The sequence below is a fragment of the Blautia hydrogenotrophica DSM 10507 genome (assembly GCF_034356035.1).
GTDB lineage: Bacteria > Bacillota > Clostridia > Lachnospirales > Lachnospiraceae > Blautia_A > Blautia_A hydrogenotrophica.
Map to the genome: position 1 here is coordinate 2,149,691 of NZ_CP136423.1, position 25,593 is coordinate 2,175,283.

30 protein-coding genes are annotated in these 25,593 nt (G+C 41.6%); 8 read left to right on the forward strand and 22 right to left on the reverse strand.

The genetic code is table 11. The annotated features are described in order from the left end of the window. Positions 1 to 5 precede the first annotated feature (5 nt). The 11 genes from BLHYD_RS10005 to BLHYD_RS10055 all read right to left on the reverse strand — a co-directional run bounded on the left by BLHYD_RS10005 (position 6) and on the right by BLHYD_RS10055 (position 5,938). Positions 6 to 236 (reverse strand): hypothetical protein, encoded by a 231-nt coding sequence (locus tag BLHYD_RS10005; RefSeq protein WP_155799553.1) that lies wholly within the window; start codon positions 234 to 236, stop codon positions 6 to 8. 222 nt (positions 237 to 458) lie between these two features. Further along, a complete protein-coding gene (locus tag BLHYD_RS10010; RefSeq protein WP_005948572.1) occupies positions 459 to 2,324 on the reverse strand; it encodes a DUF927 domain-containing protein in 1,866 nt (621 codons plus the stop codon). A 19-nt stretch (positions 2,325 to 2,343) separates the two neighbouring features. After that, on the reverse strand, positions 2,344 to 2,829 hold the full coding sequence (locus tag BLHYD_RS10015; protein ID WP_005948570.1) for a CHC2 zinc finger domain-containing protein: 486 nt from the start codon (positions 2,827 to 2,829) through the stop codon (positions 2,344 to 2,346). Continuing rightward, positions 2,826 to 3,344, reverse strand: coding sequence for an ERCC4 domain-containing protein (locus BLHYD_RS10020; protein ID WP_040350559.1), 519 nt, complete (start codon positions 3,342 to 3,344; stop codon positions 2,826 to 2,828). Before BLHYD_RS10020 ends, BLHYD_RS10015 begins: the two co-directional genes overlap by 4 nt. 11 nt (positions 3,345 to 3,355) lie before the next feature. Then, a complete protein-coding gene (locus tag BLHYD_RS10025; protein ID WP_005948567.1) occupies positions 3,356 to 3,955 on the reverse strand; it encodes a hypothetical protein in 600 nt (199 codons plus the stop codon). Beyond that, positions 3,955 to 4,596 (reverse strand): ATP-binding protein, encoded by a 642-nt coding sequence (locus BLHYD_RS10030; protein WP_021845493.1) that lies wholly within the window; start codon positions 4,594 to 4,596, stop codon positions 3,955 to 3,957. Before BLHYD_RS10030 ends, BLHYD_RS10025 begins: the two co-directional genes overlap by 1 nt. 168 nt (positions 4,597 to 4,764) lie before the next feature. Beyond that, entirely contained in the window at positions 4,765 to 4,956 is a 192-nt protein-coding gene (locus tag BLHYD_RS10035) for a hypothetical protein (protein ID WP_021845492.1), read from the reverse strand. Next, positions 4,956 to 5,159 (reverse strand): hypothetical protein, encoded by a 204-nt coding sequence (locus BLHYD_RS10040; protein WP_021845491.1) that lies wholly within the window; start codon positions 5,157 to 5,159, stop codon positions 4,956 to 4,958. Before BLHYD_RS10040 ends, BLHYD_RS10035 begins: the two co-directional genes overlap by 1 nt. Next, positions 5,146 to 5,292 carry a hypothetical protein gene (locus BLHYD_RS10045; RefSeq protein WP_021845490.1) on the reverse strand — a complete coding sequence of 49 codons (147 nt, stop codon included), beginning with the start codon at positions 5,290 to 5,292 and terminating at the stop codon, positions 5,146 to 5,148. The genes BLHYD_RS10040 and BLHYD_RS10045 overlap by 14 nt, the downstream gene beginning before the upstream one ends. A gap of 69 nt (positions 5,293 to 5,361) precedes the next feature. Continuing rightward, positions 5,362 to 5,559, reverse strand: coding sequence for a hypothetical protein (locus BLHYD_RS10050; protein WP_055163702.1), 198 nt, complete (start codon positions 5,557 to 5,559; stop codon positions 5,362 to 5,364). A gap of 223 nt (positions 5,560 to 5,782) precedes the next feature. Further along, positions 5,783 to 5,938 carry a hypothetical protein gene (locus BLHYD_RS10055; protein WP_155799552.1) on the reverse strand — a complete coding sequence of 52 codons (156 nt, stop codon included), beginning with the start codon at positions 5,936 to 5,938 and terminating at the stop codon, positions 5,783 to 5,785. Positions 5,939 to 6,236: 298 nt separating this feature from the next. Here BLHYD_RS10055 and BLHYD_RS10060 point away from each other — a divergent pair, with 298 nt between their 5' ends. Then, positions 6,237 to 6,548 (forward strand): kinetochore Spc7 family protein, encoded by a 312-nt coding sequence (locus tag BLHYD_RS10060; protein ID WP_005948564.1) that lies wholly within the window; start codon positions 6,237 to 6,239, stop codon positions 6,546 to 6,548. 110 nt (positions 6,549 to 6,658) lie between these two features. Here BLHYD_RS10060 and BLHYD_RS10065 read toward each other — a convergent pair whose 3' ends face one another. Beyond that, entirely contained in the window at positions 6,659 to 6,850 is a 192-nt protein-coding gene (locus BLHYD_RS10065; protein WP_005948562.1) for a helix-turn-helix domain-containing protein, read from the reverse strand. A gap of 184 nt (positions 6,851 to 7,034) precedes the next feature. Between BLHYD_RS10065 and BLHYD_RS10070 the strand changes: the two genes are divergently transcribed. The 6 genes from BLHYD_RS10070 to BLHYD_RS10095 all read left to right on the forward strand — a co-directional run bounded on the left by BLHYD_RS10070 (position 7,035) and on the right by BLHYD_RS10095 (position 11,506). After that, complete coding sequence (locus BLHYD_RS10070; protein ID WP_005948560.1) at positions 7,035 to 7,868, forward strand: helix-turn-helix domain-containing protein; 834 nt, start codon at positions 7,035 to 7,037, stop codon at positions 7,866 to 7,868. Between the two features lie 137 nt (positions 7,869 to 8,005). After that, the gene (locus tag BLHYD_RS10075) at positions 8,006 to 8,302 is read left to right on the forward strand and encodes an ImmA/IrrE family metallo-endopeptidase (RefSeq protein WP_242648393.1); all 297 of its coding nucleotides are present in this window, start codon (positions 8,006 to 8,008) and stop codon (positions 8,300 to 8,302) included. Between the two features lie 19 nt (positions 8,303 to 8,321). After that, positions 8,322 to 8,624 carry a hypothetical protein gene (locus BLHYD_RS10080; protein WP_005948557.1) on the forward strand — a complete coding sequence of 101 codons (303 nt, stop codon included), beginning with the start codon at positions 8,322 to 8,324 and terminating at the stop codon, positions 8,622 to 8,624. Beyond that, a complete protein-coding gene (locus BLHYD_RS10085) occupies positions 8,558 to 9,052 on the forward strand; it encodes a hypothetical protein (protein WP_040350557.1) in 495 nt (164 codons plus the stop codon). Before BLHYD_RS10080 ends, BLHYD_RS10085 begins: the two co-directional genes overlap by 67 nt. 54 nt (positions 9,053 to 9,106) lie before the next feature. Continuing rightward, on the forward strand, positions 9,107 to 9,769 hold the full coding sequence (locus tag BLHYD_RS10090) for a DUF4352 domain-containing protein (protein ID WP_005948553.1): 663 nt from the start codon (positions 9,107 to 9,109) through the stop codon (positions 9,767 to 9,769). A 513-nt stretch (positions 9,770 to 10,282) separates the two neighbouring features. After that, complete coding sequence (locus BLHYD_RS10095) at positions 10,283 to 11,506, forward strand: tyrosine-type recombinase/integrase (protein WP_081447134.1); 1,224 nt, start codon at positions 10,283 to 10,285, stop codon at positions 11,504 to 11,506. Positions 11,507 to 12,175: 669 nt separating this feature from the next. Here the strand turns inward: BLHYD_RS10095 and gpmI are convergent. The 9 genes from gpmI to gap form a co-directional block, all read right to left on the reverse strand. Further along, positions 12,176 to 13,717 (reverse strand): 2,3-bisphosphoglycerate-independent phosphoglycerate mutase, encoded by a 1,542-nt coding sequence (gene gpmI, locus BLHYD_RS10100; RefSeq protein ID WP_040350556.1) that lies wholly within the window; start codon positions 13,715 to 13,717, stop codon positions 12,176 to 12,178. A 191-nt stretch (positions 13,718 to 13,908) separates the two neighbouring features. After that, positions 13,909 to 15,207 carry a homoserine dehydrogenase gene (locus BLHYD_RS10105; RefSeq protein ID WP_005948541.1) on the reverse strand — a complete coding sequence of 433 codons (1,299 nt, stop codon included), beginning with the start codon at positions 15,205 to 15,207 and terminating at the stop codon, positions 13,909 to 13,911. Between the two features lie 127 nt (positions 15,208 to 15,334). Then, positions 15,335 to 15,982: an ABC-2 transporter permease gene (locus BLHYD_RS10110; protein ID WP_005948540.1), complete on the reverse strand. Its 648-nt coding sequence runs from the start codon at positions 15,980 to 15,982 to the stop codon at positions 15,335 to 15,337. A gap of 1 nt (position 15,983) precedes the next feature. After that, positions 15,984 to 16,841, reverse strand: a complete 858-nt coding sequence (locus tag BLHYD_RS10115) for an ABC transporter ATP-binding protein (RefSeq protein ID WP_005948539.1) — start codon at positions 16,839 to 16,841, stop codon at positions 15,984 to 15,986. A gap of 3 nt (positions 16,842 to 16,844) precedes the next feature. Continuing rightward, on the reverse strand, positions 16,845 to 17,219 hold the full coding sequence (locus BLHYD_RS10120; protein ID WP_005948538.1) for a GntR family transcriptional regulator: 375 nt from the start codon (positions 17,217 to 17,219) through the stop codon (positions 16,845 to 16,847). 310 nt (positions 17,220 to 17,529) lie between these two features. Next, the gene (bilS, locus tag BLHYD_RS10125) at positions 17,530 to 18,027 is read right to left on the reverse strand and encodes a flavodoxin family protein BilS (protein ID WP_040350580.1); all 498 of its coding nucleotides are present in this window, start codon (positions 18,025 to 18,027) and stop codon (positions 17,530 to 17,532) included. Between the two features lie 148 nt (positions 18,028 to 18,175). After that, a complete protein-coding gene (tpiA, locus tag BLHYD_RS10130; RefSeq protein ID WP_005948536.1) occupies positions 18,176 to 18,925 on the reverse strand; it encodes a triose-phosphate isomerase in 750 nt (249 codons plus the stop codon). Positions 18,926 to 18,945: 20 nt separating this feature from the next. Then, positions 18,946 to 20,151, reverse strand: a complete 1,206-nt coding sequence (locus tag BLHYD_RS10135) for a phosphoglycerate kinase (protein WP_005948534.1) — start codon at positions 20,149 to 20,151, stop codon at positions 18,946 to 18,948. A 226-nt stretch (positions 20,152 to 20,377) separates the two neighbouring features. Further along, complete coding sequence (gene gap, locus BLHYD_RS10140) at positions 20,378 to 21,391, reverse strand: type I glyceraldehyde-3-phosphate dehydrogenase (protein ID WP_021845653.1); 1,014 nt, start codon at positions 21,389 to 21,391, stop codon at positions 20,378 to 20,380. Positions 21,392 to 21,945: 554 nt separating this feature from the next. On the opposite strand from gap, the gene BLHYD_RS10145 reads away from it, so the two are divergent. Then, entirely contained in the window at positions 21,946 to 22,770 is an 825-nt protein-coding gene (locus BLHYD_RS10145) for a histidinol-phosphatase HisJ family protein (RefSeq protein ID WP_005948526.1), read from the forward strand. A 289-nt stretch (positions 22,771 to 23,059) separates the two neighbouring features. On the opposite strand, the gene BLHYD_RS10150 is transcribed toward BLHYD_RS10145, so the two are convergent. Continuing rightward, positions 23,060 to 25,567: an HAD-IC family P-type ATPase gene (locus BLHYD_RS10150; protein WP_040350555.1), complete on the reverse strand. Its 2,508-nt coding sequence runs from the start codon at positions 25,565 to 25,567 to the stop codon at positions 23,060 to 23,062. Between the last annotated feature and the right edge of the window lie 26 nt (positions 25,568 to 25,593).

The window sequence follows — 25,593 nt, forward strand, 5'->3', positions numbered from 1 at the left end:
TTGTCTTATTCTTTTTTCAATTTTTGATATTTTTCATTAAGATATTTTGCGTATGCTACGATTTGCCCCTTGCAAAAGTCTGTGGGATATTTTTCATAAAGCCGATTCGCGTAATCACTTAGCCCTTTCCAGTACTCATCTGCATCCTCTGGAATCCAAAATTTCTTTACCATATCCCAAAATTCTGTCATAAACCTGGCTTCTAATGGGATGTCCTGTTTATTTACACCTGCCATCTGTCCTCCTAAGATACACAAGTTACCATTTTCTTTTTTTGGTAACACTTTTTGTGTGCCCTTAAAATCCCTTGTTTTTACTGTATTTTTCATGCTTCTTATTCTTTGGTTACACAGTTACACCCTATTTCTCTATATAGGACAAAAACAAAAGAAATGATTTCATTTTTTTATTTTATATATAGGGCGAAAATTTCATGTAACCGGTGTAACGTGTAACCCTTATCGAAACGGAAGCTCCATCTGTGTGTCTTCATCAACCGTCATAAACCCATCTTTATCCACTTGAATTCCATCATCCATCTTTATCCAGACACACCGGCAGGATTGCCCATTAATTTTCTTTACTTTTGTCAGCTTTCCGGCTTGAGTCTGAATCAATGATTTTCTGTCTGCCCATGACAAAAAAGATTTTTTGGAGAAACCGCCCATTCTGCACAGATCGTCAAAGGCTGAATTATAGATGATTGCATATCCATTTTCGATCATGCCCCATTTTTCACATTTGGTATCTGTGTCAAACCTCTGATCGTTCATGGATACTTTGTCCAGAATATAACGGTAAGCCCTTTCATTGTCTGATAACTCGTTTCGGTCTACTAGGACCGCTTTCGCTTCATTGACAGACAAATACTGCTGATCTTTAAAAAGCTGTTCCGTAATAATCTTGTCTGCCACAAGTACAATCGACAGAGAAATAGCCTGCTTTTGCATCTTGTCATCATCAAATAGCTGGAGTTGGATTTCTTTTTGCATTTCTCGTATTTTTTCAATGCCGATTTTTCTTATCAGTTCCACAAACGCTTTCCCAGCAAAGCCGTAATTTTGTTTTAGCAAATTTGCGGTTTGCTGCGGGTTATCATATATTTTTTCGCCGCATTCTATTTCCAGTATCCGGTTGATTGCCCCTCCTTGATTGACATAGCTGTTAAGAGGGCGCTCTCCATTGGTTAGGATGCAGTTTTTCCATCGGTTTTCCCGGTTAATCCCAAGCTCTTTGTTTGACCTGCTTTTCCCTTTCCCTGAGCAAAGGTCATACACAATTCCCTCAAAGTTATCCCGGATTCTGGCAGACGTTTTGCTGGTATCATCTAAAATCATCGGTAAATGGTTCAGCATATCCGCTTTCGCTTCCAGAGCCACATCTGTAGTCTTAAAATCTCCAATATACCGGCTTTCATCTGGATTTGCCCAGACTGATGCGGCTAACATCAGTGTTACGGATTTTCCTCCTTCTGTTTCTCCCCACAGGTCTACAAAAAATGGCAGTCCACCGAGCAAATAAATGAGAACACTCGCAAATGACGCTGCCAGCATAAATTTGATCTCCATACGGCCAGATCTGCGAAGCTGCTTGACATGATTAAACCATTTTTCCCGGCTTCCGTGTTCCTCAATGCTTTCAAAAAGCTGCCTGAATCGTGTGTCTCCATCAAAGATGATTTCTGTATCATACGGTAAAAAATCATCTTTTATCCACCCCAACTTACTGCTAGAATACTGGACTTTTATATAATCTTCGTTGGCATTCTCCACGTCAGCTAAATACTGGACCAGATACTTGGCATTTTCCGATGTGACGGAAATCCCGCGCCCTGAAAGAGACACGATTTTATTTGCGGATGTAATCATAGTCTTAGGGACAATCATTTCGCTCCAGCGTCCATTGCGCTTATACACTAGTTTTATTTGTTCTTCCCCAGTTTCCAGGTTTTTCATTCGTTCCAAGGGTAAAATAGGATGGTAGCAAGCCAAAATGTCCGTATATCCAAAAGGATTTTCTTTGTATATTTTCTCATCTGTCGCAATCCACCCACGGCACTGCATCTGTTCATATGGGCTGTCGGAAAAGTTCGTCCAATTCTCCAGAGTGCAAATCCGCATTTTTTTCTTTTTCATTTCCCGTTCTACTCTTTTGCAAGCTTTCACCATTTCAGAAAATTCCGTCTTGCACCCTAATTCTTTTGCCCGCAGCCCTAAAGATGCTAATAATTCCGCTCGGTATAGTTCATCTTCTTGATCGAATACCTCTTCCAGAATATCGGCTTTTAGTATGGTTTCTTTCGTCAGTTGGTTCAATGGAACCATGGGCCTCACCTCTTTTCTTTCAATACGGTATTCCGTTCAACTCTCCATGTACGTAGAGTTGATATTGCAGGGCATTGTAACACTCGCACCATTCCTCACTTAATGGTTGCAACTTTTTCAGTTGTTCTTGGAATGCTCCTATTTTTTTGATATTGAGTAGGCGCTCTTGTGCTTCTCGTTCTTTCTTCTTTTGTCTCATTTCCTGTCTTTTTTTTGCCCGGTATATTGCAAGCTGAGAAGAAAATGTGGGGCTTTGATAAGTCCCTCCAAGAGACTGGAACGCTTCCCGAAAAGAAATATCTTCCATCCGCTGAACAAACGAAAAAATATCTCCATTGGCCCCGCAACCAAAACAATGAAAATCCTTATCATAGATCTTCATGGACGCTTCTCTGTCTCCTTTATGGAAAGGACAGGAAATAAATCCTGACCGATTCGGATATAATCCGTATCTGGCTATAATTTCCCGCATAGAATATCTTTCTTTTATTTCTTCTTTAGTCATTTTTCTAACCCTTGTAAATGCTCTTTCAACTCCCTGTACAGAATGTCTCTGATTAACCTTCCCGTCGTCTCCTCTTTGCAGAAGTCTAACTGCATACCATACCTTGCCCGAAAAGCGTCAATACTGGCAACCAGGGCTTTCGCATTGTAGAGACTCCGGTATTTGCCGTTGTAAGCTTTCTCCCAGTTCCCGCCTTCCACCAAAAGGTAAATCCTACACCCGGACTCCCTGGCACGTTCAAACTCTCTTTCAAAACGCTTCCGCTCCTTTCCAAAGCATAAACACAGTTCATCCAGGTTCATCTTCCTTTCGATTGCCACCTTGCCGGAGAGGTCTAATTCCTCCCCGTCCGGCAAAGTACATTTGCAAGAATAATCCCCTTGTTCCAACTTTTTCCGCTCATAAGGCAGCCCTGTCTGTTCTATTCTCCTTTTTAACCGTTCTGTCGGCTGCTCTCTTGTATCAACCAGAAGCACCATACTGTCCAGGCATTTTTCCAAATCAAATGGTGTCATTTTCATTCCTCTCAATTAAACGGCAGTTCTTCATCAATTCCGTCTGGGATATTCATAAATCCATCTATGCCAGGGGTACTTCCTGTTGGATATCCGTTGTCTCTCTTTTCTTTCAAAAGAGTATCTTCCGGAATCGTAAACTTGCCGGAACGGATTTTTTCTACTGTTACCAGACTGTGGCAGTTTGTAAAGAACCCATGCCTGCCGTCAAATTCATATTCTTTGTTGTTAAACAAAGCTCCAATAAATTTTCCCTTCAATGTCCATTCTTCCCAATTCCAACGGTAGCCCGGATTAGAATCTTCAAAATTCAGCATAACCGTTTTGAATCGTCTCATTTTCCAATTATCTTGTTCCGAACCATCGTCCTTTGGAACACGGAGTCTGTATGTACCCTTCCACTTTTTATCTTCCTGCGTTTGCGCCTTATAATTGGCTGCGAAAAATCCTTTGTATTCACCTTCTTCGATATCGAAAGATAAAATGATTACTTTGCCCCAGTCATTTTTTTGGTATTTTACGTCTAAGATTTTCAGAATGTAACCTCCTACCGGAAGTTTCTCCTGTTCGGAATACGCCTGTGCTTTGTCATATCCATTTAATTTTTCCATTAAAATTCCTCCAATGCTTCAATTACTTTTACAATATCATTTTCAATTTCAAAACTTTCGAAAGCTCCTAGGGGACTCTTGGCCGTGCTATTCTTCGCCTGGGTCTCAAAAAGGTATTTCCCATCCACACACTTTGACAGAAGTACCGTAGTAAACTTACTTTCCAGCACAATCTTGTCCAGCTTCTTCCCGGATGTTTTAATGCGAGTAAACATATAGCCTGCTTCGTCATGGTCTGTCTGGGTATGGGCTGTAAAAATTACTGTCAGATCGTCTCGTAATTCATAGGCATAGCATACTAAATCCCAGACACAAGCGGCTAGATCAACCCATTTGTCATACCCTTTTTCCTTACTCCGACGCATTTCGTCCGCTATCATAAGCCCGTTAAGAGTATCAATAACAACTACTTTTTTATCCTTCCAGTCTGTTTCCAGCTTTTTTAATGCAATAAGCACTTGCTGTACAAAATCTGTCTTGATATAATTCTTGTTTTCTGTGTTATACTGCTGCTTCCATCCCTTCCACGACAGCCCCTTTTTATCACAGTCTATGTACAACGTCGTTTTGGGGTCTAAATTCCGCATACTCGTTGTTTTGCCGGAACCAGATTCCCCTGCAATGCAGATTACTTTTGACACTGATCTTCCTCTCCTTTGTCATATACTACTTTGTCCGCCGTTTCCAAAATCAAAATCGTTGCGATTTCCTTCATGGAAAGAGTTGACTCGTTGTAAATGTCAATAAGCGCATTGTACGCTTCTGCGGAAACTCTAACGACTGCCTAGCATCCCTTTGGCAAACGTTCTCTATTTCTTGCAGGAATATGTATTTCCCACCTGTCGCTCATTTTTGTCCACCTCCATCAACGTTTTTATTGCTTGCGCATAATTTGAAATTGACCGGCTGCGATACTGCTCATAAACTGGATTATCATTAATTTCTGAAAGCTGCTCATCCATCAGATCATACAGCCTGGAAATTCGTTCTGTATTATCCATCAACTCAGCTCCTTTCCTAGTGATCGTATATAATCGCCAATACAGTCTTCGCAGACCGACAGCCCATTGATCTCATACACCATGTCGCCATTGTAAAAGCTGTCCTCCCGGTATATGGGCTGTTCGCAAAGATCACAAAGAATAAAATCCCGGTCCGTCTGTTCGTGCCTTTCCGCATCGAATACTGGATTATTCGTTTTCATCTGATTCTCCAATAATCTTTTTCAATGTTTTTGAAAGAATGCATTCATCTTTATCCGTCATTCTTTTAATGATTTCCAGTTTCTCTTCTGCTTTGATTAATCGAATGAAATCTTCGTAATCTACTTTAATCATTTGACATTTCCCTCTCTTTCTTTTATGATAAAGACAGGTATTTTTACCTGTATTTTTTTATTTAGAGCCTTATGGGGTGCTGCCCTGAGGCTCATTTTTACTTTCCAACCAGATCACTACGATCAAAATCACCAAGGCCATCCCTAGAAAAGTACAGATTGTTTGAGATACCCGGCCAAACTCAAAAAATCCTGAGCAGGTAATCAGGTATGCCAACAGGCCCGTGATCGCCATATCCCTAGCGGGGTCCTTCAATAGCTTTTTCATACTCTTGGTTCCTCTTTTCCAATATTTCTAGCGGTACTTTTAATTCTTCCGCTGCAACATACGGGAAAAATTCGTAAATCCTGCGCTTTTTGCTTGTATTTGCTACTCTGCTGTAAACATTTTTCCCCCTTTTTGTCTGCTCCCGAAATGCCTGAGGGGGAATCTGTAAGATATAAGCCGCCTGCTCTGCACTCCGTATAATTGGTCTCAGATGTTTCACCTCCTATGTAAATATCCATATTAGGTTGGACACGAACAATGCTGCCAAGGTCAAAATCCATGCAATAAACCATCTCCTTGTCTTCCTTTTTTCTTGGCTGATAACCTCTACTGCCCATCCTTCTGCTTCTTTCCATGTCTTGATTTCTTCTTTTTTCATCTTTTCCTCCAATTTTAGAACATTTGTTCTTGCCATTTGCAGGAAAATATGTTAGTATAATCTTGCAAACAGCTAGACAGGTTAGTTGGTTGCGTTGCCTCGGTAGTGGTTCCAGCACTGCCGGGGCTTTTTACTTATCTCTTTTATTTGCGATAAGTGCTATTACGATTAATGTCGTGATTCCTACTACCGCCCCTGCGATAAATCCAAGGGCAAATTCTGGTATGTACATTTCCGCCTCCTTATCTTGCTTTTCTCCTGATTTTTTCCTATACTGTTATCAAAAAGGAGAAAAAACATGAGATTCATACCATCAAATCCACTCGATTCATACCATTCTCAAATTGAAATTGAAAATTTTAAGGAAGAACAGCAGCAAAAGAAAGAATTTATGAATTCCGTAAAAAGAATTGCTGATTCCGCTGAGCAAAAAGCTGATTCTGCTGAGCGATTAGCTAATTCTTCCATGAAAATTGCTGATTCCGCAAAAATCCAATCTGAAATTGCTTCTAAACAATCTCAAAAAGCTGATATTAAAGGTTGGATTTCTGTTGTAATAGCTTTTCTTGCTTTTCTTCTTGAATTGTGTGGACGCTTGGGATTATTTTAAAAATATCCCTGAAAGTACAAATAACAGAGTAATAATTGACATTACCAATCCCACATCTGAAACCGTTATCTTTGGCGGTTTCTTTTCTTTCTTCATATTTCCTCCTTTCCTCACTCTAAGAAATACTCAATAGATACTCCAAAATAATCGGCAAGAATTTTAATCTTATCTATTTTGGGACAACTTTTGCCTACTTTCCATTCTGAAAATAGTGCTGAATACAGTTTTGTGTCCTTGGCAACTTTGTATGAAGTTATATTGTTTTTAGACAATAATTCCTCATATTTTTTGTAAGAAAACATGAATTTCCTCCTTTCCTAAATTTTCTATTGCTTTTAGTTAGAAAATCCTATATAATATGAATCACCACAAAACATATTTATTTAAAATTCTAGGATTTCCTAATTCATGCTCTAAGTATATCTAGGATTTCCGATATTGTCAAGCATTTTTTTAGAATTTCCTAGATATTTGGAGGTATACTAAATGTATGAAATTTTTGCCAGACTACTAGCTGAGAGAGGGCTCAAACCCGCAGACATAACAAGAGAAACTGGAATAAATTCAACTGTATTTAGCGAATGGAAAAAGGGTAAGAGCAAGCCAAATACGGAAAAACTTATTAAAATCGCTAAATTCCTAAATGTATCTGTCGAGTATCTATCTGGAAATTCAAAAATTATTCGTTGCCCCAAATGTGGAATTGAATATGATGAAAGTGACATCGAAGATATTAGTTATCATAAGCAAGAACATTTAAAGTGGGAAGCAGCAACAAAAAAATTTGGAGTACTATATTGTAACTCTATAGAAAACGAAAGAATAAAAGCTGAAAATAGAAATCTTAGAGATGATAATACACTAACATTTGAAGAACGTTATAAGGCTCAGCTTGAAATATTTAGGTGCCTATTTTCAAGAAGTGTCAATGCAAACAATTTTTCTTTAGAACATGTTATGTTCGATGATTATGTTGCTATGATGCTTGGTAACGATTCCTATAAAAAAAATATTCCAGATGATTTATACAATGCTTTGGTTAAAAAATATGGAATTAAACCGGGTATCAGTTTTGGAAGTATATATTATGTATCACACAAAAATATGATATTAACCAAGAAAGATAATCGAGATATTGCTAAGGATATTGATTCCATAATGTACAAACTTACATCTAAAGAATATGGTCCAGCTGCTTACAATGGTGAAAATTTATCTAAAGAATCTACCGATTTGTTCAGAGAAGAATTAGAAATTGCGCTAAAACGCTTAAAGTTAATAAACAAGGAAAAATACAATCCAAACAAAAATAAAAAGTAGGTGATATGGTGAGTAGAAACATAAAGTGCTTAGTTGCTTACTATGTAAAGAGATTCGGAACTAGAAATCCTTTTCAGATAGCTGATAACCTTGGAATACTATACCAATTTGGAAATATTAGTTGTGAAGGATGCTATATGTACTTGAAAAAGCATAGATACATTTTCTTAGATTCGAGTCTTGAAAGTCCTGAAAAAGAAATGGTGATGGCTCATGAACTAGGACACGCTGTATTACACCAGAAAGAAAATTGTTATTTTATTAGAAACAAAACTTTTCTATCAACAGCTAAAATAGAAAAAGAAGCCAACATTTTTGCTGCGGAATTACTTATTCCAGATTCTTTAATATTAGAAAATCCAGGATATAGTAAAACTCAAATTGCTATCCTAGCTGGATATAATGAAATGATTATGAAATTCAAACAATTATAATAGGTGATATGGAATAATTATGGAATTGATACGAAAATTTTTAAATTCTTTAAAAACAGAAAGATCAAAGGCAGCAAAAGTGAAAAATACTGCGCCTACATATTTCTCTGATATGAAATGGTATCAAAATCCTGAGAAGAGTATAGTTACAGATGATAATCGTTATGATTTAAATAACTTTTCAGAACATGAAATTGATACGATAAAACATGTTATAAAAGTGGTTAAAAAAAATATCCTATCGAATTACGGTCAATGGGATTTGCGAATGAAAATGAGCCAATCAAATATAAACCAAGATACGTGCTGTGGGAAATATTAATACAACTATATGAAGACTCTGAAAATCCTATTGATAAATTTGCATGTGCTCTCGCTTATGAAACAAAAGGTGCACTATTTCGTGAAAAAGCATTGCAAAAATTTGAAGAATCAATAGATTATATCACTCCTGAATTTATGCAAAAATTTATTTCATATATGCCTCTGAATGTATATATGAAATTCTCGAGACTATATGAAAGCAATCATGAATACGAAAAAGCTATATTGTATACCGAATTAGGTCATAAATACGGCAATAAGAATAATCCAAACTTTAATAAACGAATAAGAGAATTACAAGATAAAATAAAAAGAAATCCTAAAAAGAGAAAGTACAATCCTTCTCAAGAAACATTAGAATTTGAAAAGGATATTGTAAATGCAGCAAAATATTTTATCAAAGTAGCAAACCTTAATAGATATTGAAATAAATTAAACCGCTACTGCGTTTTAATAAATATTACCTTTAGGAGGAAAATTATGGAAAAGAAAAAAACAAAATTATGTAAACATTGCAAGTCTGAAATACCTGCTGATGCAAAAGTGTGTCCTAATTGTCGAAAAAAACAAGGTGGAAAGCTGAAATGGATTATAATTATAGTAATTGTAATTGCAATTATTGGAGCTGCTGCCGGTGGGGATGACACTCCTAAAAAAGTGGAAACAACGGAACCAAAAAACACAGAAAACTCAACAAATAAAGAAACACAAAATACAGAAGAACCAGAGAAAGAAGAAAAAACTGAATTTAGCGTAGGCGAAACAGCAGAACAAAAAGATATTCAAGTCACACTTATATCAGCAACTGAATCACAGGGGAGTGAATATGTAACCCCAGACGAAGGAAACATTTTTTTACTTCTTGAATTTGAAATTGTTAATAATTCTAGCTCAGATATCAATATAAGTTCTGTCGCAAATTTTGAAGCATATTGTGATGATTATTCTCTAAATCAAGACTTACTTGGATTACAAGCTCCTGAAATAGAAGGCAAAAATCAACTCGATGGAAGTGTTGCTGCCGGAAAGAAAATGAATGGAGTGATCGCTTATCAAGTTCCGGTGAGTTATTCAAACTTTGAAATTAATGTTTCACCAGATTTTTGGTCAGCAAATGACATAAAATTTGTCATTAATAAATAAGCATCTATACATATACTTAATTGAATATTATTGCGCCCCTACATTCCAACCGTAGGGGCAGCACTTTGACAATATAATATACTTACCCGGGCAGCCGAGGGGCGTGCTGGTTCCCGTTCCGAGTCTTGCGGAAAGGGGAAATACTTATGAGTACATATGAGGAAATGCAAATTTTACTTACATTCGCATTGCTTGTTGTTGCTATTCTAAATTTGAAAAATAAGTAAGCCGCCCTGTATCTTGGTCGGATAGGACGGCTTACTAAGTTCGTTTTAATTCGCCGGAACGGGTAGCTTGCACCTACCTGTCGGCTGTCTTGTTAAGTATATTATATGTCAAAGTAAATTATTTGTCAAACGTAAAAACCGCCCCTGCGCCAACAGGAGCGGCCACATATCCGAAGATATGCTATTACTTTGGTCGGTAATATTGTATCATCTTCGGACAGCCCCCGCAAGCGGAACACTCGTTCGCGCTGGCTGTTATTTTTATACCCAAAAGGAGGATGATTTTATGGCAAAAAGGAAAAAACACCCAAATCTCCCTAATGGTTTTGGCAGTATCCGCAAACTATCTGGAAACCGTAATGTCGCTTACGCAGTACACCCACCTGTGAAAGACTTCGGCGAAGATGGGAAACCAGTAACCCCCAAAGCTCTATGCTATGTATCTGATTGGTATGTAGGTTTCTCGGTTCTGATGGCTTACAAGGCTGGTACTTATAAACCAGGGCTAGAAAAAGAGCTGGAAATCATGCGTGCCATGGATGATGGGGACTTACATGGGTTTACTAAACGAATCCTTGCAGATTACACTATAGCAGTACGTCCAACCCAAGAAGACAAAGGTGTTATGACTTTTACTCAGCTATATGAAAAATACTATACCTGGAAATATGAAGGAAAAAAGCAATATTCCGATCAATCTAAAAGGTCTACTAGAGCTGCTTATAATAACTGTAGAGCCATCCATAATGAAAAGATAGGAAACATTACATATGAACAGTTACAACGCATTGTAGACGGTTCTGCGCTTAAGCACGCCAGCCTGGAACTGATAGTATCCCTTCTTAAGCAGATGTTTAAATACGCTTTGGCTCAAAACTTTGTAGAAAAAAATCCTACAGAGCTGCTGCGCATCAATATTCCAGACGATGATGAGCACGGGGTTCCGTTTAGCATACGAGACATAGAACGTCTATGGAGTCATCAAGACAGCGATATTTCTCAGGTACTCCTAATTATGTGCTATTCAGGGTATCGTATCGGGGAGCTGAAAGTTATAAAAACTGATCTAAAAAAATGTTTTTTTTCGGGCGGCTTGAAAACAAAGACAAGCAAAGACCGAATCGTCCCTATACATTCAGCCATTTATCCGATCGTCAAAAAACGAATAAGGAAATACGGCGAAATAATGCCTTTGTCCGATGTTAAATTCCGAGAACTTATGAAACCCTATATCAAATCAATAGGCATCGGAGAACATACACCTCATGACTGCCGACACACTTTTTCATCTCTCTGCGAAAAATATGAGGTCAAAGAAAATGACCGAAAAAGAATGTTGGGACACAAATTTATGGATGTCACAAATGAAGTATACGGACATAGGGCACTAGAAGATCTCCGAAAAGAAATCGAGAAAATTCCGTGTCTAAAATGCGTCGAAAATGGAACCTTAAAATCAAGTCAAAAAGAACAAATATTCGAAATAATTCAAGACAAGAAAATGGCGTAAAATCAAGGGTTTGCGCCGTTTTCCTTGTAATTAAAAGCTTTTTTTAAAGTATATAGAAATTAATATTTTTTTAACATTTTCTCAAGCTCACCAAAACTAACCTCTATTTTATCTTTTCATGTTACTTCACATATTTTATATTTATTTCAGATAATTTATTATTTTTATCTAACAAAACAGTTTTTATTATTTTTTTATAGTTATTTTATAATTATTTATTGACAAGACCAAAATTATTTGCTATACTCATTTCAATAAATAAATAAAAAACAAGGAGGAGAGACCACCGAAAACATAACGATTTATCTCATAATCTAAAGAAAGAGAGGTACAGACCACCAGAAACGTAATTGAATCAAAAGATTTTGAGAAAGTGTAGGTATCGTCCAATGGACATTCAAGAACAACATTAATAAGAGTCATTCGAAGGATTCATCGAATGACTCTTATTTTTTGTGTAATAGGAAAGACCTTGTCACGCATTAGCGTGACAAGGTCTTTCCTATTACACAAACTTTCCGTTATAGATGTGCGTCCCACTTTGCGGTGTTGTGGCGGCGCGCAAAGTGGGACGCACCCCTCAAAGATTGAGGAGATTGGGAAGTGGAAGTGGGCTTGCCCACTTTGTTCCGCGATAAGTCCGACAAGCGGCATTACACATCCATTTTTCTATTTTCTTATCAACAGAGATCTTCCTGTCATCTCCTTTGGCTGTTCCAGTCCCATCAATTCGATGAGAGTCGGTGCGATGTCAGCCAAGCATCCACCCTCGCGCAAGGTATAAGAAGGATCCGCATTTACCAGAATAAACGGCACTGGATTCGTCGTATGAGCAGTAAAAGGCTCTCCTGTCTCATAATCAATCAGCTGTTCTGCATTTCCATGGTCTGCACAGATGAACATCTGTCCATTCACTTCCTTGATCGCCTCTACTGTTCTGCCGACGCATTCATCGACAGCTTCAATTGCTTTGATCGCCGCTGCTTCCACTCCAGTGTGTCCCACCATGTCTGGGTTTGCAAAGTTGATAATAATCACATCATATTTCTGAGAGCGAATTGCCTCCACTAGCTTGTCACAAACCTCATAAGCACTCATCTCTGGCTTTAAATCGTAAGTAGCCACCTTGGGAGATTTCACCAAAATACGTTCTTCCCCTTCATTGGGTTCTTCTACTCCTCCATTGAAGAAAAACGTAACGTGAGCATACTTCTCAGTCTCAGCAATTCTTGCCTGTTTCAGATTATGAGCTGCCAAAAATTCTCCAAAAGTATTGGTGATAGCTACCTTATGAAACGCTACTACTTTATTTGGTATCGTCTCATCGTACTCCGTGAAGCAAACATAGGTCAAATCCAGCCTCTTTTCTCTCTCAAATCCGTCAAATTCATCTGCACAGAATGCTCTCGTGATCTCTCGGGCACGGTCTGGACGGAAGTTAAAGAACACTACAGAGTCACCATCCTGAATCACAGTCACAGGCTTTCCATGTTTTTCAATAACTGTGGGAAGCACAAACTCATCCGTCTTCTCATCGTCATAGGATGCCTGAACCGCCTCTGCCGCGTCGCTTCCTAAGACCCCTTCTCCCTTCGTCAGCGCTCTATAGGCCATCTCTACGCGGTCCCAGCGGTTATCACGGTCCATCGCGTAGTAACGCCCAGACACTACTCCAATTTCGCCTACTCCGATCTCCTTTATCTTTGCCTGTAGTTCCTCGATATACCCTTTTCCTGAAGCAGGAGGCGTATCCCGGCCATCTAGGAAACAGTGCACATAAACCTTGGTCAGTCCTTCTCTCTTCGCCAATTCCAGCAGAGCATACAAATGGGTATTATGACTGTGGACACCGCCATCTGAGAGAAGACCCATGAAATGAATCGCAGAATTACGCTCTTTTGCATTCTTCACGGCTACAAGAAGCGCTTCATTTTTATAGAAATCCCCATCCTGAATTTCTTTGGTAATCCGAGTGAGCTCCTGATATACAATACGGCCAGCTCCCATATTCAAATGACCTACCTCAGAGTTTCCCATCTGTCCCTCTGGAAGTCCCACCGCCATTCCGCTGGCAGCTCCTTTTACAAACGGGCACTGAGACATCAGCTGATCCATAATCGGCGTCTTGCCTTCGCACACAGCATTTGCCTCACATTTATCATTCAATCCATATCCATCCAGAATCATCAATACGGTTGGTTTTTTGCTCATAACGTTCTCTGATCTCCTTTTTGTAGTCTTTTCCTCATTTTGCCTGCTCATATTATAAACAAAATCACTCAAATTCTCAACTGTCAAAATCACCAAGAAAGTCTGTGTTTTCTACGACTGTTACGTTCACTTAGCTCACAGCAGTCTGCTATTTCAGACAAATTTCACCCGTTCAGAAAACTACTCTTTCTCTATTTTTGATATACTCGAAGAAGAGCGGAAATCTTCTCAACTCTTTTCAGTTCTCTGATGAATTTCACTGCTGTTTGGAAATCCCCTTCTCTCACCCGTGAAGTGATAACCACGATCTCTGCTAATCCGTTGGATCGTGTCTTTTTCTGAACAATTTCAGAGATACTCACCTGATTTTCCGCAAATATTTTAGTCAGCTCTGCAAGCACGCCACAGCGGTCCTCAGCCTGAAGTCTCAGATAATAGCTATTGTAGGTATCTTCCATCTTTTTGATCGGAAAGTCTTTGTAACAGGTACAGCTGATTCTTGTACAGCAATTAAACTGAATATTTCTTGCAATATCAAACACATCTCCAACCACAGCACTGGCCGTCGGCAGTTCTCCAGCTCCTCTTCCAAAAAACATCGCATCCTCCACTGCATCCCCATGGACAAATACCGCGTTGTAGGAGTCATTGACAGAGGCCAACGGATGGTCACTGGGAATCAGCATCGGATTTACGTATGCCTCAATACCATCTTCCGTATTTCGCGTTACACCTAAAAGTTTAATGGTACATCCCATTTCTTTCGCATAGCGAATATCTGTAGCAGTGATTTTCGTGATGCCCTCTATTGCAACATCCCCGAAGACTACCCTGGAGTGAAAGGCCACGGAAGCTAAAATTGCAACTTTGCGCCCTGCATCCAATCCTTCGATGTCTGCTGTAGGATCTGCCTCTGCATACCCTAGTTCCGTAGCTAAATCCAGCGCCTCCTGGAATTCCATTCCCTCCTGGGTCATTTTCGTGAGAATGAAATTTGTAGTACCGTTTACAATTCCCATGACCTCTGTAATATGGTTCCCGGCAAGACACTGTTTTAATGGACGAATAATAGGAATTCCTCCGGCGACTGCCGCTTCAAACAGAAAATCTACTTTATGCTCCTGTGCCGTGTCGAGAAGCTCCTTTCCGGCCACAGCAACTAAATCCTTGTTTGCTGTCACCACATGCTTGCCCGCCTCCAAAGCCTGGGTAATGTATTCTTTCGCCGGCGACAAACCTCCCATCAGCTCAATCACTAAATCAATCTGCGGATCGCTCACGATGCTCTCCCAGTCATTGGTCAGAATCGAAGAATCCTCCACTTTTTTTGCGGCTTTCTCCAGATTACGAACCAGAATTTTCACTATTTTTACTTCGCAGCCAAGCTTGTGCATCATCTCAGTCTCCTGATTTCTCAGCACCTTATAGACCCCTGTTCCTACAGTCCCAAGTCCCAGCAAAGCCACCTTTAATACTTTCTTCTGTACCATTCTCCCTCTCCTTTCGTACACTGCATGATAAAATTAATCTTAGGCGAGGCTTACCCGTTTGTCAAGGGAGAATCTGTCTGTCTCAGACTTTCTGCCCGTATCATCGTCATTTTCCATTTACAGTAACTTAAAACTCCTTTTTTTCATATATCTTTCTGGATACCAGAAAGGAAAGCGCCAGCAATCCAAATCCAAACACCACCGTCGGAACCCCTGCCAAAGAATAACCCGGTTCAGGATTTTTTATCATAAATGTCTCCATAATGAATACCGCGATACTGACAACGCCCATGAGAACAATTGCTCCCACCGCTCCAAGGCAGAGCAGCAGCTCACTTTTTTCGGCTCCCAGCTTCAGCAGCGGCGGATAGATCAGAGCAATCGTAATAACTGCCAGTGATATTCCAAATTCATACCCGTACATGATTTGAGACAAATAAGACTCCCGTCCCATCAGCACAAGCCCTGCACAGGTGGGAATACTCACGAGGATTCCCAAAAGTATCAGGAAGAGAAAGGACAGATATTTCGCCTCGATGATCGCACTGCGTCTCACCGGAAGGGTAAGCTCAAATTTTGCCCAGCGGGAATTCTCATCCACCTGCAAAGACGTACCCATATTCGCGATAAATACGAAAATCTGCATCGCGAGTACCATGGATACCACCCGTTCTCTTGCCAGCCATGCCACAGCCATCAAAACCAACGATATACCAACAGACATTTTTATATTACTTTCCATGGAATAGATATTATTTCTCAGCAAACCTCTCATTTTATCTCTCCCCTTTCACAATCAGCAGCATAATCTCATCAATCCCCGCCTGGTCAACGAGAATCTGGCTGTGTCGTGCCTGAAACTTCTTTCTGTCACTAACCAACACATCTGTCTGAAGTCCTCTTTTCCTGTAGGCGAGATATTCCGTCTTTTCCAATTCCATAAATTCCCTTTCCCGGCACCGCGCAATGCCATACTCATAGATCAGGATATCTTTTCTCTCCACAAGCACCACTTTACCCTGATGCATAAATGTAATGTAATCCGCCACTTTTTCCAGATCACTGGTGATATGAGACGAAATCAAAACGGTGCGCTTCTCATCTTCCACAAATTCTAAAAATAAATCTAAGATCTCTTCTCTCACGATGGGGTCTAATCCAGAGGTCGCTTCATCCAAAATCAAAATTTTAGCCCCGTGCGAGAGCGCCACCGCAATCGACAGTTTCATCGTCATCCCACGGGAAAACTTTCCGATTTTTTTATCTGAGGGAATCTTCAATTGTTCCAGGCGTTCCCGATAGCCTCTCTCATCCCAATTTTTATAAATTTCCGAGAACACCTTTGACAGCCTGCATGCAGTCAGCTCAGGCGAAAAGTTTACAGTGTCAAAAACAACCCCTATCTCCTCCCTAAGTTCCACATCCTCATCTGTCATTTTCTTTCCCATGATACGGATTTCTCCGCTATCTGTCTGAATCATATTTAACATCGCACTGATTGTCGTAGTCTTTCCCGCGCCGTTCTCACCGACAAGTCCCATGATGCTCCCCTGCGGTACCTGAAAAGTAACCGAATCCAATTTAAAGTTTGGATATATCTTTGTCAGGTTCTCTACTTCTATACCATAGTTCATCGTCTAATCCTCCATATAAAAAAGTTTCAGTAATTCCACAAGCTTTTCCAACTTTATGCCATTTACGCGGGCTGTCTCAGCAGCAATCAACAGATGCTCCTCAATTTTTTTTCGCTGTTCCTCCTGAATGAACTCTTTATTCCTGGCCGCGACAAAGCTCCCTCGCCCCACAGTCGTCTCAATAAACCCATCTCTTTGCAGATCTTCATACGCCTTTTGAACAGTGATCACACTCACATGAATCGTTCTCGCAAGAGAACGCATGGATGGAATCGGGTCTCCCGTCTTCAGTTCTCCATTCATAATCATTTCCTTGATCTGCGACGTAATTTGTTCATAAATGGGTTTGCTCGTGCTGTTGCTTATAACAATCTCCACAAAACCCCTCCTATTGTGCTTTAGTGTACTTATTAAACATGTACATTATATTACATTATATGTAAGCTGTCAACTCACTTTATACTGATCAGCTTATAGGAACAAAGTGGACAAACCCACTTCAACTCTCCATCCCTCAATTTTTGAGAGCGAAGCTCACTTTGAATGCCGCCGCAACGCCTCTTTGCGATGAACTACCTTATTACAGCGTACGCATTATAGCTTTCACTCATTATCGTGACAAGGTCTTTCCTACAACACGAAAAATGCCGGGATACATGTCTCACCATATATCCCGGCATCTGTCTTTCTACCGACACGCTTTCACCCAATTTACCAAATTCTCCACATCCTTGTCATCTGGATGCGAGGATGCTTGGTCAAAATTTTCAATCAACATCTGAGCGGTCCTATTTTCAGGGTCCTCCTTCAGCATTTCTTCATATTTTTTTCTTACTCTCTGTCCCATTTTTCCCTGACACATATAGCCTGCTCCAACCAGATTGCCTTTGGGCACCTCTGCTTTCACGGCTTCCAATATCTTCTCATAATAGGATGAGTCTTTTCCGAATCCAGCAGTCCCAAACAGCTCGACTCTCTTGCCGTGCAGAGCTCCCAAAAAACTTTTCAAGCTCTCCTCACAAGTCCCCTTGTCTGTCCAAAATCCTAGAAAAATCACATCCGCGTCCAGAGCTTTGGCATCTGGCTCACCAAAATAGACACATGCGTCTCCCAACTCACTTCGCACCGCTTCCGCCAAAAGCTCCGTATTTCCCGTTAAACTCTTATAAACAACTGCGTATTTCATAATCTCCTCCAAATTCAATAACAGGCAAACCCGCTTCCGTTCCTTTGTCCCCTCAATCTCGATAGGAAAAGACTTTCCCATTATATGAAAAGGCCCGCCTTCCGGCTATTTTACCGCCAGAGACGAGACCCCTTTTACACATATTTTATTACTTATAATTCACAATCTTTCCAAAATCTGGTTTCAGGGCAGCTCCGCCTACCAAACCGCCATCGATATCCGGCTGCGCAAACAGCTCCGGAGCAGTGGCAGCATTCACAGATCCGCCGTACTGAATGCGGATAGCTTCTGCTGTAGCCTCATCATAGATCTCAGCGATGCAAGCACGGATACCCGCACATACTTCCTGGGCCTGCTCTGTTGTCGCAGTTTTTCCAGTTCCAATCGCCCAGATTGGCTCATAAGCAATGACTGCGCTCTTTGCCTGGTCTGCCGTTACGCCCTGGAATCCAATTTTAACCTGCTGGCGAATGAAATCCATCGTCACACCCTGCTCTCTCTGGGTCAGAGTCTCGCCGCAACACATAATCGGAGTAATTCCATGCTCAAATGCCTTCAGCATTTTTTTGTTAACTGTCTCGCTAGTCTCAGCGAAATACTCTCTTCTCTCAGAATGTCCGAGAACCACATACTTCACTCCCACATCAGTGAGCATAGCCGGAGAAATCTCTCCTGTATACGCACCTTTCTCCTCAAAATACATGTTCTCTGCTCCCACCTGAATATTAGAACCTTTCGCAGCTTCCATAACCGGAATAATATCAATTGCCGGCACACAGAATACCACATCCACCTCATCGTTAGCTACCAGAGGTTTCAGTGTGTTTACCAGCTCCACTGCCTCACTAGGAGTCATATTCATTTTCCAGTTTCCTGCGATAATTTTCTTTCTTGCCATGGTTTTATCTCTCCTTATAATTATTTGTCATTTGCAGCTGCTACACCGGGCAGCTCTTTTCCTTCCAGGAATTCCAAAGAAGCGCCGCCGCCTGTAGAAATATGGCTCATCTTATCTCCGAAGCCCAACTGATTCACCGCAGCGGCTGAATCACCACCGCCGATAATCGTAGTTGCATCTGTCTCAGCCAAAGCTTTTGCTACCGCGATCGTACCTGCTGCTAAAATCGGGTTTTCAAATACCCCCATCGGTCCATTCCAAACTACTGTCTTCGCAGATTTCACAGCATCTGCATACAATTTCGCGGTCTCTGTTCCAATATCCATACCCTCCATGTCTGCTGGAATTGCATCCACAGAAACTACTGAGACTTCAATTGGAGCATCAATCGGATTCGGGAAATCAGCCGCAACCGTTGTGTCTACCGGCAGAAGAAGTTTCTTGCCCAACTTCTTTGCCTTCTCCATCATTTCCTTACAATAGTCGATCTTGCTATCATCCACCAGAGACTTTCCAATCTCTTTTCCCTGAGCTTTCAGGAACGTATATGCCATTCCGCCACCGATAATCAGAGTATCGCATTTCTCCAGCAGATTTGAGATCACATTCAACTTATCAGCGACTTTTGCGCCTCCTAAAATAGCCACAAATGGACGTGTCGGATTCTCCACAGCATTTCCCAGGAAATCAATTTCCTTCTGCATCAAATAGCCAACCACTGCGGTGTCCACGTACTCAGTCACGCCCACGTTGGAACAGTGTGCTCTGTGTGCCGTTCCAAAAGCATCATTCACAAACACTTCACACAGAGAAGCCAGCTCTTTGCTGAACGCCTCTCCATTCTTAGTCTCCTCTGCGCGGTAACGGGTGTTCTCCAAAAGAACCACGTCCCCGTCCTTCATACCTTCTACAGCCGCTTTTGCATTTGCTCCCACCACCTCAGGGTCTGCCGCAAATTTTACTTCCTGTCCAAGCAGTTCTGACAGGCGCACCGCCACCGGTGCCAGAGACAATTCTGGCTTCGGCTCTCCTTTCGGTTTCCCTAAATGGGAACACAGAATTACCTTACCGCCGTCAGCAACCAGTTTTTTAATCGTAGGCAGCGCGGCTACCAGACGGTTTTCGTCGGTAATTTTCCCATCTTTTAACGGCACATTAAAATCGCAGCGAACCAGGACTTTCTTGCCTTTCACATTGATATCATCTACTGACTTCTTATTGAGCATGTCTATTCCTCCTGCATGTTCTAGAATAATAAAAAAGAATCCTGCCTCCCAGGATTCTCCGCCTGCGGCGGGTTACGTCAACAACATTTTCGTCTCCGCCGTAGTACGATCCTACGGAGTATTTATGTTATAGGAATGGGCTTTCACGCACTAGCATGACAAGATCTTTCCTATTACATAAGAAAGGTCCGGTCCATATACGACCGGACCCTTAATGAGTCTATAATTACAGTAATGTTCCGAAGTGCTTGATTGTTCTCACCATCTGGCTGGTGTAAGAATTCTCATTGTCATACCAGGAGATAACCTGAACCTCAGTAGTTCCATTATCCAAAGGCAACACCATGGTCTGAGTAGCATCAAACAGAGAACCATATTTCATTCCGATGATATCGCTGGATACGATCTCATCCTCATTGTAACCAAAAGATTCATTTGCTGCGGCTTTCATCGCTGCATTTACCTGTTCTACAGTCACATTTCCCTCTACAACTGCTGTCAGAATTGTAGTAGAACCAGTAGGAGTCGGAACACGCTGTGCGGAACCGATCAGCTTTCCATTCAGCTCTGGGATAACCAGACCGATCGCTTTTGCAGCACCTGTGCTGTTCGGAACAATGTTAACAGCTGCCGCACGAGATCTTCTCAGATCACCTTTTCTCTGAGGTCCGTCCAGAGTCATCTGATCTCCAGTGTACGCATGAATGGTGCACATAATACCAGATTTGATTGGTGCCAGGTCGTTCAGAGCCTTTGCCATCGGAGCCAGACAGTTTGTAGTACAAGAAGCTGCAGAAATGATATTGTCTTCTTTTGTCAATTTATCATGGTTTACATTGTAAACGATAGTTGGCAGATCGTTACCTGCTGGTGCAGAAATGACAACTTTCTTAGCGCCTGCTTTGATATGAGCGGCAGCTTTGTCCTTGGAGGTGTAGAATCCAGTACACTCCAGAACAACATCTACGCCAATTTCGCCCCATGGAAGCTCAGAAGCGTCTGCTTTCGCATAGATTTTGATCTCTTTTCCGTCAACGATAATAGAATCCTCACCAGCGGATACCTTGTCAGCTAGTGCATATCTACCCTGTGTAGAGTCATATTTCAATAAATGAGCCAGCATTTTCGGGGAGGTCAGGTCGTTGATCGCAACTACTTCATAACCCTCAGCTCCGAACATCTGTCTGAATGCAAGACGTCCGATACGTCCAAATCCATTGATTGCAACTTTTACTGCCATGTTAAATTCCTCCTATGATGATTGATATTTTTTTCCCGGCACAAAATATGCAGGGATAGCTTCAACCTGTATGCTATTGTAACCAAATTTGTAAAAAAATTCAAGACCAATTTCAAAAAATCTCCTTTTTAACGTAACTATTCAGCCATAACAGCTCGGATTAGCTGCTGCGCAGCTTATATCGCCGCATATGCGGCGAAATCCTCGCTTATGGCTAAGCGCCATATGCCTGATAAGAGTAAAACTCCTCTGCAAACAAGCTTGTTCCGGATTTTTGCTCGTAACACATCAGCCTTTCGGCTTCACTGTCACGACTGCATGCACACAGACTGCGATTCTCTCCGTCTGGCGCCTGCAGTCCTCGGGATCCCGCTGCAAATGCAGCGGGACGCCTCGCGGGACAGTATCAGGTTGTCTGTTACTTTTCCTTCTATCAGTCGCATGGCTGAATAGTTACTTCTTATCAAATTTGTGATATAATGGGCGAGGAATGCGACCATACTGCTTCATTTAGATAGCATTCCACATTCACAGAAAACAGGAGTATACAAATTATGCAGACAAAAATTCTAAGCGATATTCATCTTCACTCTTCTTTTTCCGGCGACAGCGAGACACCAATGGAAGCTATGATACAGGCAGGAATTCAAAAAGGACTTCACCACATGTGCTTCACAGAACATCTAGATCTAGACTATCCCTACCATCCAGAAGACTTTGTGGATTTTTCCCTAGACGACGACAGTTACCGACAGACTTTTTTGACGCTGAGAGACAAGTATCAACACCAAATTGAGCTGCTCTTCGGCATTGAACTAGGACTTCAGCCTCATCTTAAAGATGCTCATTCTCAACTATTAAAAAAACATCCCTTTGATTTCGTCATCGGCTCTTCCCACACTGCCCGCGGCGAAGACCCCTACTACACTTCCAGCTTTTTTCAGAATCGAGGCGAACGAGAAGCCTACACCCTCTATTTCACTTCGATTTTAGAAAACCTCGATGCCTTCTCGGACATTGACACCTACGGGCATATCGACTATGTCGTCCGCTATGGTCCAAACCGAAACAAAAACTATACCTATGAAATGTACGGAGAAGTTCTCGATCAAATTCTAAAGACCTTGATTCAAAAGGGTATCGGTATGGAAGTAAATAGTGGAGGCTTAAAATACGGCCTTGGACAGCCAAATCCTTGCGAGGAAATCATACGCAGATACCACCAGCTAGGCGGCAAAATCATCACCATCGGCTCTGATGCCCACAGCCCTGAGTATCTAGCTTACGAATTTCCAAAAATCTCAGAGATTCTCAAAAGCTGCGGTTTCACTCATTATACAATTTTTCGTCAGCGTACCCCTGTCTTTTTGCCGCTTTAGTCAAAATACCTGCACCACTGTATGGGAAATACCGGACAAAGTGGGCAAGTCCTCTTCCATTTCCCTCCCCTCAATCTTTGAGGGGAACGTCCCACTTTGCGCACCGCCGCAACACCGCTAAACGGGGAATTTCTCATTGCGGTTGCGCATCCATAGTGGAGCGTTTACGTGATAAAAAAGGGCTTTTACGCATTAGCCTGACAGGTTCTTTCCTATCACATAAAAAAATGGGATGTATCCTGAAAGCTATTCCTGATACATCCCATTTTGGGTCCACAGATGCCTATTCTCATCTTATAAATTTTCTGAGTTTCCCCTGCTTTTTCTCTTTTCCGCGTTCCATTGATCTTAGATACATTTTCCTCAGCAGGGAAGTAATCGCATCAATCACCACAGGCGAAAAAATCATCAGCATAAACACCAAAATAATCATGCCAAATTCCAGAGCTCTCAAATTCAAAAGCTTCTGTAAAATCAAAGCGCAGCCAAAGAATATAAGCTGCATACCATAGATAATCACTTTTCTAAAACGTGTCAGCGGCGAATAAACGGTCTTCAACGCAGCCATATAGTTCCACCCTGTAACCAAGACACAGGCGGTATTCAGCATCGCATTGGAATGATACACATCCTGACAGACCAGCATCACTACAAAGACACAGGCAGTGATCGTCACCGCAGCTGGAAAGGCATTCATAAACACATGGCGTAAAAATGTCTTATCTATGCGCTCGTAATTAAATTCCTGAGCTAGCAAAAAGGTCGGAATTCCCACCGCGCAGGCACTGATCAGAGACATCTGTATCGGCTCAAAGGGATATGCCTCCCCGAAAAAGATGGTAAGCAGCGACAGGCAGACCGAGAAAATTGTTTTAATCAGAAACATAGACGCGGCCGTCCGTATGTTGTTGACCACCTTTCGCCCCTGATTTACGATATGAGGCATCGCTCCAAAATTGGAGTCCAGCAGCACCACGTTGGCAATATTCTTTGCAGCATCACTTCCAGAAGCCATCGCAATGCTACAGTCTGATTCTTTTAACGCCAGAACATCATTGACACCGTCACCAGTCATGGCAACCGTGTGTCCTTGCTTTTTCAGCGCCAGAACCATTTCCTTTTTCTGCTGCGGCGTTACTCGACCAAATACACTGCACTCAGCTACTGCCCGTTCCATCTCCTGGGGACTGCTGATCTTCGTCGCATCCACATAGCGTTCCGCATTCTTTAGCCCTGCCTTCTTGGCAATCGCTGACACGGTCACAGGATCATCCCCTGAAATCACTTTTAAATCAACTCCCTGGCTGTCAAAAAATGCCAGAGTTTCAGGTGCTTCCTGACGAATGACATCCGTGAGCAAAATCACCGCACACGGCAACAACCCTTGAGGCAGTTTTGTCCCATCTGCAGTCTGAGAACTGTGTGCCAAAACCAAAAGCCGATAGCCTTTTCCCGCGTATTCCTGGCAAATCTCATCCAGTTTTTTATTTCTTTTTGGAAACAAAAACTGAACCGCTCCCATCAGATAGGTTCCCCTACCCTCGAAGCAGGCACCGCTGTATTTTCTCTCCGACGAAAATGGAACTGCATGGTCCAAAGTAAATTCTCTGACCGGTCTGAAGTGCTCTCTGAGAGCGTCTGCTGTCGCATTGGAATCGCTCAAAACCCCCATGAGATTCTGCATCACATGATTTAGCTCATCCATGCTCATGCCCTTTCGAACGTCCTCCCTTTCCTTGTCCGGCACGTCCTCCTTCACAGCATCTTCTATTTCTTGGGTCTCAATTTCTTGAGACTCTTTTTTCTTCAGATTTACTTTTTCAGACTCTTCCTTTTGACAATCCTCCTGAAAATCCGCCGGTTCCAGCAAAATCACCTGCTCCACGCACATGCTTCCCTCTGTAATAGTTCCGGTTTTGTCCAGACACAGAGTATCCACCCGCGCCAACGTCTCAATACAATACAATTCTTGAACCAAGGTTTTGCGTTTTGCAAGAGAAAGCGCTCCCAAAGTCAGAGCCACACTGGTAAGCAGTACTAGCCCTTCTGGAATCATTCCAAGCACAGCCGCCACTGTGCTTACAACAGAATTTTTAAAGGAATCTCCTACCATGTAGAACTGCTTATAAAACAGCATAATTCCCAATGGAAGAATAATGATACTGATGACTTTCAAGATCTTATTCAGCGCGTTTCGAAGCTCTGAATTATGCTTCTTGAACTCTTTTGCCTCTTTGGTAATCTGGGAGGCATAGTTATCCTTCCCTACATGTATCACTTGACAGCAAGCTTCGCCGGCTGTCACAAAGCTCCCGGAAAACAGCTCGTCTTTCACTGTCTTTACCAGATTGTCCGCCTCACCGGTCAACAACGATTCATTCACTTCCACGCTGCCCTCGAGGACAACGGCATCTGCCGGTACCTGGTCGCCACTTTTGAGAAATATCACATCGTCGAGCACCAGCTCTTCCGTGGAAATCGACCATTTTTTTCCATCCCTTAAGACTACCGCTTTATTTGCTGTGAGAATCGCAAGCTTGTCTATGGTTTTCTTCGCCCTGACTTCCTGTACAATTCCAATGACTGTATTGATGATAATAATTCCCATGAACATACTGTTCTTGTAAGAACCTACAACCAATACCAGAACCAGCAAAACCACATTCAGAAAGTTAAAAAAAGTCAATGTATTTTCACGGATGATCTGTTTATATGTTCTTGTATTCGGAGAATCGCTGATGTTGACCTGACCAGCTTCTATTCTTTTTTGAATCTGTTCACTTGTAAGTCCCGTCATTTTCACCATTCCTATTTGCCGTTATC